Below are 13,412 nucleotides of genomic sequence, written 5' to 3'. Positions count from 1 at the left end.
CGGAGCGGGAGGGAGAGAACGCGACGGGGGATCAGTGCCGGAACAGGTGGATCGCGTCCTCGTCGCGGAGGAGACAGAAGCGCGCGCCGTCGTTCTCCGGGAAGGTCGTCCCGGTCTGTCGAGTGGTGAAGAGTCGGTCGAACGGGGCGTCACAGACCGGGCAGGCCACGTCTTTCCGGTTCTCCCAGAGGCTCGTCGCTCCCGTGTCTTTCAGCTGTTTCAGCGCGTGGCGGTGGTCGTGCACGTCGAAACGCGGCATGCGTCGAGATCTGCGGGACGGAAGTTGAACGTGACCCCGCGAGTATCAGCGGTGATTCCGGTTCAGCGTGGAGAAGGGGCGCCGATCACGTCTCGGCGTGGAGAGAGGGCGCCGATCACGTCTCGGCGTCCGAGAGCCGAGCGCGGGCCCGATCGAGCGCGGCCTCATCACCGGTCCTGACGTAGTCGCCCAGCGCGTCCGCGGCGTCGACGAGGGCGTCCGCGTCGCCGGACGGTACGTCTCCCGTGAGCGCCTCCGCGCGCTTCGTGCGGTCGCGGAGGCGTTCGAGGAGCTCTCTGGTGGGGTCGATCCGGGAGCGCGGATCGTCGCCGTCGACGGAAACCGTGGGAGCGGACGCGTCGGCGTCGGCCGCTTCGCCGTCTTCGGTCGCGGAGAGCTCGTCGAGGAACGCGAGGAGGTCGCTCCGGTACTCGTCGACCGCGCGGACCGCGGCCATCCCGCGTGCCTCGCGGAGGGACTCGGGGACCGCCTCGGACGGGGGCCTGTCGCCGTCGTCGGCGCCGGCGAGCAGCGCGAGGAGGTACTCCCGGTCGCGGTCGGTCGGGTCGCGCAGCCGGTCGTACAGGTCCACCGCCTCCAGCAGTTCGCGTGCGGCGAGGTACGTGTCGTCGAGCGGGAGCAGGTCGCCGCCGCGGATGAACCCCCGCTTGCGGGCGTACTCGCGGAGGTCGGCCTTGAGGTCGTCGACGCCTTCCTCGGGGAGCGTCCCGCGGGCCTCTCCGAACCGGACGCGGTGGGGAGTGAGGTCGAGGATCGCCGGCGCATCGGTGTGAGCCGTCCTGTCGTCGACGCCGACGCTCCTGAGAGCGCCGCAGTCGGGGCACTCGACGGAGCCCGTCTCGTAGTACGACCAGCGCGCGCCGCACGATTGGCACTCCCGTTCGCCGCGGACCTTCATGCGAGCCACTTCGTCGCGTTCGGCGTAAAGGGCTGTGGGTCGCGTCCGGGGTGATATCGATTGGAACGGCGAGGCGTCCGACGTAGCGCCGGTCGGGACGGACCAGAGCGTTCGTCGGCCCCGAGTATATATAGGCGCCCGACGAATCGGCGGCCATGGGTTGGCACGCCGTCGACGCGGTGGACGACGCCGTCGAGGCCACTCGTCGATTCCTGTTCCCGTTCAACGCCGTTCGCTGGGCGAAGCTCGCGCTCCTCGTCCTCCTGATGGGCGGCGGCGCGAACGCCGGCGTGTCGGTTCCCACGTCTCCAGACGCCCGAATCGGCGGGGTTTCGGGAGTCGCCGGGGAGTTGGGGACCGGCACGAGGACAGACGCGGCGACACTCGGGAACGCCCTCTCAGACCTCTTCGCCGGTGCGTCCGGCGACTGGCTGATCGTCGCCGCGGCCGTCGCCGCGGTCGTCGTCGTGATCGGGCTCTCGGTGGCCTCGCTATCGCTTCGGCTGGTCTTCTACGACGCGCTCCGGACGAACGAGGTCCGACTGTGGCGGCCGTTTCTCGGTCGTCTCCGACAGGCCGTCGGGCTGTTCGCCGCCTCGGTGGCCCTCTCGGCGGTCGCTACCGTCCCCATCGCGCTGGCGGTGCTCGCGGCCGTCGCGGCCGAGACACCAACCGGATGGGGGCCGATCGACTCGTTCGCGGCGACGGCGGGATCGCTGCCGATCGGCCTCGCGATCGCTGCGGGGCTCGTCGGGAGCGCGCTCGTCCTGCTCGCGACGCTCGCGCTCCGACTCACCTTCGAGTTCGTCGTCCCCGCGATGGTTCTCGAGGATCGCGGTGTGATCGCCGGGTGGCGCCGGGTCCGGCAAGCGATCGCCGGAGAGTGGGCGGAGCTCGGCGCCTACCTCGCGGTGCACTTCTTCGTGGGCGTCGGGATCGCGGTCGTCAGCGGGACCGCGTTCGTGATCGCTGGTTCGGCGGTCGTCGCCGTCGCCGGGAGCGCGCTCCTGCTCGCGGCCGTCCCCCTCGGGGGGCTCGGCGCGCTGGCGAGCACGACCGCCGGAATCGCGGCCGTCGCAGTCGTCGTGACCGTCGCTGTCGCGACGCTGGTGGCGGTGACGCTTCCAGTCAGCGTCGTCACGCGATCGTATCTGATCGCGTACGAGGTCGCCACGCTCGGCGGGATCGATCCGGGACTAACGCTGCTTCACCCGGACCTCGATCCGGATTCGACTGGGGCTGACCGCGATTCGACTGGGGCTGACCGCGATTCGACTGGGCCCGACCGGGACTGAGTCGCATCTGGGATCGTCGAATGTCGAATCAGTATTCGACGGGTTCACGTACCTTTTTACTCCGTTACCGAATTGGAGGAGACATGGGACTGGACGACGACGCGAGGGAGTATCACCGAGAGGAGCCGCCGGGGAAGATCGCGATCGAGACCACCAAGCCGACGAACACGCAGCGAGACCTCTCGCTCGCGTACTCGCCGGGGGTCGCGGCGCCGTGTCGCGACATCGCCGCGGACCCCGAGTCGGTGTTCGAGTACACGGCGAAGGGGAACCTCGTCGCGGTCGTCTCGAACGGGTCCGCCGTGCTCGGCCTCGGCGATATCGGCGCCTCGGCCTCGAAACCCGTCATGGAGGGGAAGGGCGTGCTGTTCAAGCGCTTCGCCGACATCGACGTGTTCGACATCGAGCTCGACATCGACGCGGTCGACCCGTTCTGCGAGGCCGTAAAGGCCATGGAGCCCACTTTCGGCGGCGTGAATCTCGAGGACATCAAGGCCCCCGAGTGCTTCAAGATCGAGGAGCGGCTCCGCGAGGAGATGGACGTGCCCGTGTTCCACGACGACCAGCACGGAACCGCGATCATCTCCGGCGCGGCGCTGATGAACGCGACCGAGATCTCCGGGAAGGACCTCTCCGAGATCGACATCGTCTTCTCGGGCGCGGGCGCGTCCGCGATCGCGACGGCCCGCTTCTACGTCTCCCTCGGCGCGAAGAAGGAGAACATCACGATGTGCGACTCCTCCGGCATCATCACCGAGGAGCGCGTCGCGAACGGCGACGTCAACGAGTACAAGAGCCAGTTCGCCAGCGAGGGCGAGGGCGGCGACCTCGCCGACGCGATGGAGGACGCTGACGTGTTCGTCGGGCTCTCCGTCGGCGGGATCGTCTCGCAGGAGATGGTCCGGTCGATGGCGTCGGACCCGATCATCTTCGCGATGGCGAACCCCGATCCGGAGATCACCTACGAGGACGCGAAGGACGCGCGCGACGACACGGTGATCATGGCGACGGGCCGGTCCGACTACCCGAACATGGTGAACAACGTGCTCGGGTTCCCGTTCCTGTTCCGCGGCGCGCTCGACGTGCGCGCGACGGAGATCAACGAGGAGATGAAGCGGGCGGCCGCCGAGGCGCTCGCGGAGCTGGCTCGCAAGGACGTGCCGGACGCGGTCGTGAAGGCGTACGGCGACGACCCGCTTCAGTTCGGCCCGGACTACGTGATCCCGAAGCCCCTCGACCCGCGCGTGCTCTTCGAGGTCGCCCCGAGCGTCGCGAAGGCGGCGATGGAGTCCGGGTCCGCCCGCACCGAGATCGACTTGGAGCAGTACCGGGAACGGCTGGAGGCGCGCCTCGGAAAGTCCCGCGAGATGATGCGCGTCGTGTTGAACAAAGCGAAGAGCGACCCGAAGCGCATCGCGCTCGCGGAAGGGACCGACGAGAAGATGATCCGCGCGGCCTACCAGCTCTCAGAGCAGGGAATCGCGGACCCGGTGCTGCTCGGTGACGCCGACGAGATCGCCAGGACCGCCGACCAACTCGGACTCTCGTTCCAGCCGGAGATCGTCGATCCCGACGATCGCGACGTGTCCGCGTACGGAGACCAGCTCTACCAGCTCCGAAAGCGGAAGGGTATCACGAGCCGCGAGGCGAACGAGCTGGTCCGGCGAGACACGAACTACCTCGGGAGCGTCATGGTGAAGTCGGGAGACGTCGACGCGATGCTCACCGGGCTGACGCACCACTACCCCTCGGCGCTCCGACCGCCGCTGCAGGTCGTGGGATCCGCGGACAACACCGACACCGTCGCCGGCGTGTACATGCTCACGTTCAAAAATCGGGTCATCTTCTGTGCCGACACCACGGTGAACCAGGACCCCGACGCGGAGACGCTCGCGGAGATCACCCGCCACACCGCCGACCTCGCCCGGCGGTTCAACGTCGAGCCCCGCGCGGCGATGCTCTCGTACTCCAACTTCGGGAGCGTCGACAACGAGGGGACTCAGAAGCCGCGGGAAGCGGTCGAGATTCTCCACGAGGACGACGGCGTCGACTTCCCGGTCGACGGCGAGATGCAGGCCGACACCGCGGTCGTCGACGACATTCTCAACGACACCTACGAGTTCTCAGAGCTCGACGAGGCCGCGAACGTGCTCGTGTTCCCGAACCTCGAGGCCGGGAACATCGGCTACAAACTGCTCCAGCGGCTCGGCGGCGCGGAGGCGATCGGTCCGATGCTGGTCGGGATGGACCAGCCCGTTCACGTGCTCCAGCGCGGCGACGAAGTCAAAGACATCGTCAACCTGGCCAGCGTGGCCGTCGTCGACGCACAGGAATGAGGTAACGAACTCCGGAGACAGAGACTCGCGAGGATTCGCGAGTTTCCCCGGAAACTCGCGTTTTCTCTTCTGACGGTACTGGTGATTCTGACGCTACTGGTGATTCTGACGGCGCTGGTGGTTCTGACGGCGCTAGTGACAACTCGCGTGCTGACGCCGTCGCTGTTACTACCCCTCGACGACGATTCGCTCGTCGATCGTTTGAGAGACACACCGTGTTTCCGGTGAAACGGGGTCGGCTGGGGGTGGGAGGGCCGTCGTGGTCGGTTCGGGCATCAGCGTGCGGTTTCGAATCTTGATCGAGCCGCTTCGAAGTGGCATCTGAGACAGAAAGAATTATAAACAAGTTTTGAGTACAGTTCGCCAAGCCAAGAAGGAGGTACTGTTGAACGCCGAAGGCTTTGAGTTTCATCGGAAACGCGGGGTCCGTCAGAAGTATTTCACCGGAAACGCGGGGTCCGTCAGAAGTATTTCACCGGAAACGCGGGGTCCGTCAGAAGTATTTCACCGGAAACGCGGTCTGCCTGTTCGTTTCCGGTCGCTTGTTTTGTTCGTCGATCCGGAGACGGATCTGCTCATCCGTGGTCCGAGTTGCATGTGGATCGACGCGTGCGTAGACTGACTTGCACAAGGACCGATCCGTACGCAGACCGGCTCGTAGGGCGATCGGACCGTACCTGGGCTTTGGCCGAGCGGTATACGAACTCTGGCTGGCGTCTCTGTTCCGTTAGAAATCCGGTTCCGGTTATCTATCCGACCGGGCTTCTCGTCTCGGCATCTACAGGGATCTCTCTTTAGGCTATTTACGTCGTTTGGACTATTTATACTGCTATCTTTGCACTGCTGTCTCGCTGGCGGGTATGGGTGAGTCAGGGTGAGTTAGATCGAAGTGATGACACCGGGTTTCCGGTGAATCAGGCGACTGGGATTTGACACCTCTTTATATTCCATCACCACTCCCCCTACGGCCCCACCGTCCCCACCCCCAACCGACCCCGTTTCACCGGAAACACGGTGTGTGTCTCAACTACCCTTCCGCCGCGAGCGAAGCGGAACGCATTTCACCGGAAACCCGGTGTCGATCCCATGGACGCAGCGGACGATCTCTTCACGAGGGAGGACCCGATCTTCGCGAACAAGGAACTCCTCGAGATCAGCCATCTCCCCGGTGAGGGTCGGATCGTCGGCCGCGACGACGAGATCGCCGATCTCGCGACGGCGGTCAACCCCGCGATTTTCGGACAGAGTCCGAGCAATGTTCTGATCTACGGGAAGACGGGAACCGGGAAGTCGCTCTGCGCGAAGTACGTCTCCAAACGCCTCGTCTCGACGGCCGGGGAAGAGGGCGTCAACGCGACGTTCGCTTACGTCGACTGCGCCCAGGACACGACCGAGACGCAGGCGGTTCAGACCATCGCCGACGCCGTGAACGACCCGGACGCGACCGGAATCAACGTCCCGGACAAAGGGCTCTCGACGTCGACGTACTACAAGCGACTCTGGCGGATCCTCGACCAGCGCTACGATGTCGTCCTCATCATTCTCGATGAGATCGACAAACTCGACGACGACGCCATCCTGATGCAGCTGTCGCGCGCCGGCGAGGCCGGCAAGATCACCGACTGCAAGCTCGGCGTGGTCGGGATCAGCAACAAGATCCAGTACAAGGACCGCATGGACGAACGGGTCAAATCGAGCCTCTGTGAACGGGAGTTCGTGTTCCCTCCGTACGACGCCAACCAGCTCAGAGAGATCATGCAGGCGCGCGCGGACGCGTTTCACGACGACGTCCTCGAACCGTCGACGATCCCCCGCGCCGCCGCGCTCGCCGCGCGCGAACACGGGGACGCGCGCAAGGCCATCGACATCCTTCGATACGCGGGCGAGATCGCACAGAGCAACGGCGAGCCGACCGTCAGAGAGGAGTTCGTCACGCAGGCACGCGAGCGCGCCGAGACCGATCGCTTCCGTGAACTCATCCGCGGGTCGACGCCGCACTCCCGATACGTCCTCCAGGCGCTCGCGCTGCTGTCGCTTTCGAGCGGCCGTCAAGACGGGTTCCGAACCAGCCGCGTGTACGAGATCTACGAGAACATCTGCCGCCAGGAGGGATCGGACAGCCTCTCGCTTCGCCGGGTCCGTGACCTCCTCAAGGAACACGCCTTCCTCGACATCATCGAGCAGTCCAAACACAGCGGGGGAAGCGCGGAGGGGAGCTACACGAAACACCAGCTGTTGGAGGACCCGAGCGTCGTCAAAGAAGTGTTGACGGAGGACTCCTCACAGTAGTCTGCCTGAAAAACAACGCCCGCGTACACCGGACCAACCAGCCCCGGTCCGGTCGATTCGACCGCCTGTCCCGTCGTCTCTCGTCGACTGCGATCCGATCGCGATCCGAGCGCGTCCCGCTATCCCAGCAGGCCGAGCCCCTCGATCCGCTCGACGATCTCTTCTACGGCCTCTTCCGCGTCGTCGGTCCGCTTCCCGCCGGTGATGACAATCTTCCCGCTCCCGAACAGGAGAATCACGACCTCCGGCTCGTCCATCCGGTAGACGAGACCGGGGAACTGCTCCGGCTCGTACTCGACGTCCTCGAGCCCGAGGCCGATCGCGAGCGCGTTGAGGTTGAGGTTGTGGCCGAGGTCGGCGCTCGACACGATGTTCTGAACGGTGATCTCCGGGTCGTCCTCGACCGGAATCTGTAGCCCGCGAAGCTTCTCGAAGATGATCCCGAGCGCCTCGTGAACGTCGTCGATGCTTTTCGCACCCGTACAAACGATCTTCCCCGACCGGAAGATGAGCGCGGCCGCCTTCGGCTCCTGGGTCCGGTAGACGAGTCCCGGGAAGTTGTCGGGATTAAAATCGGCTCCCGGAAGGTCCTCGGCGAGCGCCTCTAAATCGAGCTCTTGGCCGATCCCCGTCGATGCAACTACGTTCTGGATCTCGATCGAATCTGCAGGGTTCGTCATCGTTCGCTTTTATATGCGTCCCCCTCCCTTATAAACGCCCGTGGTATAAACAACCGCTCGGTCGTCGACGGTTGCGCCCCGTGGGCGTCCCCGCGAGCCCCCGATGACGAACGAGCCGTATCGCTTTGCGGTCGCGATCGCTGACTCGACCTCGATCATTCACGCTTCACACGCGCGATGGGAGACGGCGAACACTATGATAGAGTACTGATAGTTGTCGGTGTCTCCGACCGGTTCGTCGTCCCGTCCGGATCGGCTTCCCACTCGATCCTCACGCCAGTATCTCGCTCTCCTCGTGCGAACCACTCTCAATGAAAACGCATGACGTGGCGGCGATGGTTCGACGGGGTTAAGTATAACCCGGCATTCGTGTTGAATGCGAAGGTCCCCCGGCGCGGGGGACAACGGTCGGCCGCACCGCGGCCGGTCGAAGCGTTCCGACGTGCTTAAGTGTATAAGCCCGTTCGGTTGAAACGCGAAGAACGCACCGCGGACTCGGGACGTTCAATCCGTCCCGGTTTCGCAGAGTCGGTTTGTCCGACTCATCCGAATGAGGATTTCGCCCCCTGCGCTCCGGCGTAAGAGGAAATCTGATGTGAGCCGTGGTAGTTCGGTGTCATCCGGGTCGCCGGGTGAACCGGACACCACATAGACCATGCAATGGTGTTTTGACTTATCGCAAGTCAAAACCCGCCAACACCCCTCCGAGCCGGGAATCAGGCTCTGGAGGTTATACATTCCGGTTGATCCTGCCGGAGGCCATTGCTATTGGGATCCGATTTAGCCATGCTAGTCGCACGAGTTCAGACTCGTGGCGAATAGCTCAGTAACACGTGGCCAAACTACCCTTCGGAGCTCCATACCCTCGGGAAACTGAGGCTAATAGAGCATACCACAATCCAGCTGGAATGAGGATTGTGTCAAACGCTCCGGCGCCGAAGGATGTGGCTGCGGCCGATTAGGTAGACGGTGGGGTAACGGCCCACCGTGCCAATAATCGGTACGGGTCATGAGAGTGAGAACCCGGAGACGGAATCTGAGACAAGATTCCGGGCCCTACGGGGCGCAGCAGGCGCGAAACCTTTACACTGCACGCCAGTGCGATAAGGGGATCCCAAGTGCGCAGGCATAGAGCCTGCGCTTTTGTACACCGTAGGGAGGTGTACGAATAAGGGCTGGGCAAGACCGGTGCCAGCCGCCGCGGTAATACCGGCAGCCCGAGTGATGGCCGATTTTATTGGGCCTAAAGCGTCCGTAGCTGGCCGCGCAAGTCCATCGGAAAATCCACCCGCCCAACGGGTGGGCGTCCGGTGGAAACTGCGTGGCTTGGGACCGGAAGGCGCGACGGGTACGTCCGGGGTAGGAGTGAAATCCCGTAATCCTGGACGGACCGCCGATGGCGAAAGCACGTCGCGAGGACGGATCCGACAGTGAGGGACGAAAGCCAGGGTCTCGAACCGGATTAGATACCCGGGTAGTCCTGGCCGTAAACAATGTCTGTTAGGTGTGGCTCCCACTACGAGTGGGTGCTGTGCCGTAGGGAAGCCGCTAAACAGACCGCCTGGGAAGTACGTCCGCAAGGATGAAACTTAAAGGAATTGGCGGGGGAGCACTACAACCGGAGGAGCCTGCGGTTTAATTGGACTCAACGCCGGACATCTCACCAGCATCGACTGTAGTAATGACGATCAGGTTGATGACCTTATCCGAGCTTCAGAGAGGAGGTGCATGGCCGCCGTCAGCTCGTACCGTGAGGCGTCCTGTTAAGTCAGGCAACGAGCGAGACCCGCATCCTTACTTGCCAGCAGCACTGCGAAGTGGCTGGGGACAGTAGGGAGACCGCCGTGGCCAACACGGAGGAAGGAACGGGCAACGGTAGGTCAGTATGCCCCGAATGTGCTGGGCAACACGCGGGCTACAATGGTCGAGACAAAGGGTTCCAACTCCGAAAGGAGACGGTAATCTCAGAAACTCGATCGTAGTTCGGATTGTGGGCTGCAACTCGCCCACATGAAGCTGGATTCGGTAGTAATCGCGTGTCACAAGCGCGCGGTGAATACGTCCCTGCTCCTTGCACACACCGCCCGTCAAAGCACCCGAGTGAGGTCCGGATGAGGCACGTTCCACGTGTCGAATCTGGGCTTCGCAAGGGGGCTTAAGTCGTAACAAGGTAGCCGTAGGGGAATCTGCGGCTGGATCACCTCCACCGACCCGAGACTCGCCCTCTGGGCGAGCTCACCTTACGACCGTCTCATAGACGGTCACTACTCATTCATGGTCTTATGTGTCCACCCATCCGCCGGCCTGGACACCGACGAACTACCACGGTTCACACACACACGCGTACGATACCTTCCCATGTGGGAAGGTGGGCTCATAGCTCAGCGGTAGAGTGCCTCCCTTGCAAGGAGGATGCCCTGGGTTCGAATCCCAGTGAGTCCATGTCAGCCTCGGTTCGAATCCGTCCCCTTAAGTGGGAGACGGGATTCGGATTGAGTAGACGACGACCGATGCACCATCCCGGGAAACCGCGGATGGGAAGGGTTCGACGGACACGCTCCATGCCTGGACGTGATCCGATGACGACCGTGTATACGTGCGATCCAGACGTCCACTGAACTCATACGAGTTCGTGGAACGTCAGTGAACCATATACAGTCGGGTGACATTTAGTCACTTGACACCGTCAGCGGTTCTGTATAGAACCGACTGACACACTACTGGCTACTGTGCCAGCTGGTGAATGGCTCGGCTCGAGAGCCGATGAAGGACGTGCCAAGCTGCGAAAAGCTCGTGGGACCCGCATGGAGGGAAAGAACACGAGGTTTCCGAATCGGAATCCGTTTACAATTGCCACGCGCAATAGGGAACTCCCTGAATTGAAACATCTCAGTAAGGGAAGGAAAAGAACGCAATAGCGATGTCGTCAGTAACCGCGAGTGACCGCGACACAGCCCAAACCGAAGGTCTTCGGACCAATGTGGTGTTCGGGTTGACAATCAATTCTCGATCCGGTATCTGAAGTCTCCTGGAACGGAGCGTGAAACAGGGTGACAACCCCGTAAGATACCGCAGTACAGAAGGCGTCAATACCAGAGTAGCAGGGGTCGGATATCCTCTGTGAACAACTCAGGCATCCCCTGAGAAGGCTAAACACTCCTCGAGACCGATAGCGAACAAGTAGCGTGAGCGAACGCTGAAAAGCACCCCGAGAAGGGCGGTGCAATAGGGCCTGAAATCAGCTGGCGATCGAGCGACAGGGCGTACAAGGCGATTCTTGAAACGACCGAGGAGCGATCCTCTAGTAGGAAGAGAATCGAGCCGGCGTCGTGTCGTGCGTTTTGAAAAACGACCCAGGGAGTGCACTTGATTGGCGAGTCTAACCCGTGAACCGGGGAAGGCGCAGGGAAACCGATACGGCCGCAGCATTGCGAGGGCCACCGTGTTCAAGCGCGGGGAGTCAATTGGGTGCGACCCGAAACCAGGCGATCTATACGCAGGCAGGGTGAAGCGTGGCGAAAGCCACGTGGAGGCCCGTTAGAGTTGGTATTCTACAATATCCTCTCGTGATCTGCGCATAGGGGTGAAAGGCCCATCGAGCCTGGCAACAGCTGGTTCCAACCGAAACATGTCGAAGCATGACCTCTTCCGAGGTAGCCCGCGGGGTAGAGCTACCGATTGGATGACCCGCCTCCGAGAGGAGTCGGCCATCCTGTCGAACTCCAAACCCGCAGGCGCTGTAGACGAAGGGAGTCCGGTGTGCGGGGTAAGCCTGTGCACCGTGAGGGGAACAACCCAGAGCCGGGTTAAGGTCCCAAAGTGTAGATTAAGTGCGATTCGAAGGTGGTCTCAAGCCCTAAACAGCCGGGAGGTGAGCTTAGAAGCAGCTACCCTCTAAGAAAAGCGTAACAGCTTACCGGCCGAGGTTTGAGGCGCCCAAAATGATCGGGGCTCAAATCTACCACCGAGACCTGGCCGTGCCCTTGACAGGGGCAACCGCGTAGGTTGGCGTTCTGTTCGGATGGAAGCTCGGGCGAGAGCTCGCGTGGACCGTTCAGAAACGACAATCCTGGTCACAGTAGCAGCGATAGTCGGGTGAGAACCTCGACGGCCTGATGAGCAAGGGTTCCTCGGCACTGCCACTCAGCCGAGGGTCAGCCGGTCCTAAGATGCACCGTAACTCGACTGCATCAACGGGAAACTGGTTAAGATTCCAGTGCCATCGTGCAGTGAAAGTCGACGCCGTGTGGAACGCTGAGCCGGGCTTTCGCCCGGTCAAATCGTGGAATCTCGTGGACGCCGTCATGGCACGAAGCGAGAGAAGCGCGAGATAGCGCAAGTCAGCCGTACATAGGGCCCGTGAAAAGACGAGCACGATGTCCGTACCGAGATCCGACACAGGTGCTCTGGCAGCGCAAGCCAAGGCCTGTCGGGAGAACCGACGTTAGGGAATTCGGCAAGTTAGTCCCGTACCTTCGGAAGAAGGGATGCCTGCTCTCGACGGAGCAGGTCGCAGTGACTCGGGCGCTCCGACTGTCTAATAACAACACAGGTGACCGCAAATCCGCAAGGACTCGTACGGTCACTGAATCCTGCCCAGTGCGGGTATCTGAACACCTCGTACAAGAGGACGAAGGACCCGTCAACGGCGGGGGTAACTATGACCCTCTTAAGGTAGCGTAGTACCTTGCCGCTTCAGTAGCGGCTTGCATGAATGGATAAACGAGAGCGCCACTGTCCCAACGTTGGACCCGGTGAACTGTACGTTCCAGTGCGGAGTCTGGAGACCCCCAAGGGGAAGCGAAGACCCTATAGAGCTTTACTGCAGGCTGTCGCTGAGACGTGGTCGCCGATGTGCAGCATAGGTAGGAGCCGTTACACAGGTACCCGCGCCAGCGGGCCACCGAGGCAACATTGAAATACTACCCGTCGGTGACTGCGACTCTCACTCCGGGAGGAGTACACCGGTAGCCGGGCAGTTTGACTGGGGCGGTACGCGCTCGAAAAGATATCGAGCGCGCCCGAAGATCATCTCAGCCGGGTCGGAAATCCGGCGAAGAGCGCAAGAGCACAAGATGGTCTGACAGTGTCATTCCCAACGAGTGACGCTGACGCGAAAGCGTGGTCTAGCGAACCTACGAGGCTCCGGAATGGGGCCCGTAGATGACAGAAAAGCTACCTTAGGGATAACAGAGTCGTCACCCGCAAGAGCACATATCGACCGGGTGGCTTGCTACCTCGATGTCGGTTCCCTCCATCCTGCCCGTGCAGAAGCGGGCAAGGGTGAGGTTGTTCGCCTATTAAAGGAGGTCGTGAGCTGGGTTTAGACCGTCGTGAGACAGGTCGGCTGCTATCTATTGGGGGTGTCAAGGTACTTGACGTGAACGAACGTATAGTACGAGAGGAACTACGTTTGGTCGCCACTGGTGTACCGGTTGTGTGAGAACGCAATGCCGGGTAGCCACGCGACACGGGGTAAGAGCTGAACGCATCTAAGCTCGAAACCCACATGGAAAAGAAGTACCGATGAGGTCACTCGTAGAAGACGAGTTCGATAGACTCGGGATGTACGCACCGAGGCAACGAGGTGTTGAGTCCACGAGCACTAACAGACCGAAGCCACAGTCATACGGC

The 13,412-nt window shown here is 62.3% G+C and carries 6 protein-coding genes, 1 tRNA gene and 2 rRNA genes; 6 read left to right on the top strand and 3 right to left on the bottom strand.

The window, feature by feature from the left end; translation table 11 throughout:
* Nucleotides 1–31: 31 nt before the first annotated feature.
* Nucleotides 32–259, bottom strand: a complete 228-nt coding sequence (locus JIN95_RS13770) for a flagella cluster protein (RefSeq protein WP_095637363.1) — start codon at nt 257–259, stop codon at nt 32–34.
* 115 nt (nt 260–374) lie between these two features.
* A complete protein-coding gene (locus tag JIN95_RS13765) occupies nt 375–1,178 on the bottom strand; it encodes a hypothetical protein (RefSeq protein ID WP_200531838.1) in 804 nt (267 codons plus the stop codon).
* A 155-nt stretch (nt 1,179–1,333) separates the two neighbouring features.
* On the opposite strand from JIN95_RS13765, the gene JIN95_RS13760 reads away from it, so the two are divergent.
* The 3 genes from JIN95_RS13760 (at nt 1,334) to JIN95_RS13750 (ending at nt 7,098) form a co-directional block, all read left to right on the top strand.
* The gene (locus JIN95_RS13760) at nt 1,334–2,473 is read left to right on the top strand and encodes a hypothetical protein (protein WP_200531837.1); all 1,140 of its coding nucleotides are present in this window, start codon (nt 1,334–1,336) and stop codon (nt 2,471–2,473) included.
* 83 nt (nt 2,474–2,556) lie between these two features.
* Nucleotides 2,557–4,809, top strand: a complete 2,253-nt coding sequence (locus JIN95_RS13755) for an NADP-dependent malic enzyme (RefSeq protein ID WP_095637366.1) — start codon at nt 2,557–2,559, stop codon at nt 4,807–4,809.
* Between the two features lie 1,086 nt (nt 4,810–5,895).
* Nucleotides 5,896–7,098 carry an orc1/cdc6 family replication initiation protein gene (locus JIN95_RS13750; protein ID WP_200531836.1) on the top strand — a complete coding sequence of 401 codons (1,203 nt, stop codon included), beginning with the start codon at nt 5,896–5,898 and terminating at the stop codon, nt 7,096–7,098.
* 119 nt (nt 7,099–7,217) lie between these two features.
* Here the strand turns inward: JIN95_RS13750 and JIN95_RS13745 are convergent, their stop codons facing one another.
* Complete coding sequence (locus JIN95_RS13745; RefSeq protein WP_004046033.1) at nt 7,218–7,778, bottom strand: TATA-box-binding protein; 561 nt, start codon at nt 7,776–7,778, stop codon at nt 7,218–7,220.
* A gap of 736 nt (nt 7,779–8,514) precedes the next feature.
* Between JIN95_RS13745 and JIN95_RS13740 the strand changes: the two genes are divergently transcribed.
* From JIN95_RS13740 to JIN95_RS13730, 3 genes are all read left to right on the top strand, one after another.
* Nucleotides 8,515–9,984, top strand: a 16S ribosomal RNA gene (locus tag JIN95_RS13740).
* Between the two features lie 164 nt (nt 9,985–10,148).
* Nucleotides 10,149–10,220 (top strand) — tRNA-Ala (locus JIN95_RS13735).
* A 272-nt stretch (nt 10,221–10,492) separates the two neighbouring features.
* Nucleotides 10,493–13,409: ribosomal RNA gene (locus JIN95_RS13730) — 23S ribosomal RNA — on the top strand.
* The 16S and 23S rRNA genes sit together here with 1 tRNA gene alongside, the layout of an rRNA operon.
* Nucleotides 13,410–13,412 lie beyond the last annotated feature (3 nt).

The organism is Halorubrum sp. LN27 (genome assembly GCF_016635065.1).
GTDB classification, from domain to species: domain Archaea; phylum Halobacteriota; class Halobacteria; order Halobacteriales; family Haloferacaceae; genus Halorubrum; species Halorubrum salipaludis.
This window is presented reverse-complemented; position numbering and strand designations above follow the sequence as displayed.

Excerpts from the sequence above, each read along its gene's own strand:
- JIN95_RS13755 (WP_095637366.1), top strand. The coding sequence starts at position 2,557 with ATGGGACTGGACGACGACGCGAGGGAGTATCACCGAGAGGAGCCGCCG.
- JIN95_RS13765 (WP_200531838.1), bottom strand. The coding sequence starts at position 1,178 with ATGAAGGTCCGCGGCGAACGGGAGTGCCAATCGTGCGGCGCGCGCTGG.
- JIN95_RS13770 (WP_095637363.1), bottom strand. The coding sequence starts at position 259 with ATGCCGCGTTTCGACGTGCACGACCACCGCCACGCGCTGAAACAGCTG.
- JIN95_RS13745 (WP_004046033.1), bottom strand. The coding sequence starts at position 7,778 with ATGACGAACCCTGCAGATTCGATCGAGATCCAGAACGTAGTTGCATCG.
- JIN95_RS13760 (WP_200531837.1), top strand. The coding sequence starts at position 1,334 with ATGGGTTGGCACGCCGTCGACGCGGTGGACGACGCCGTCGAGGCCACT.
- JIN95_RS13750 (WP_200531836.1), top strand. The coding sequence starts at position 5,896 with ATGGACGCAGCGGACGATCTCTTCACGAGGGAGGACCCGATCTTCGCG.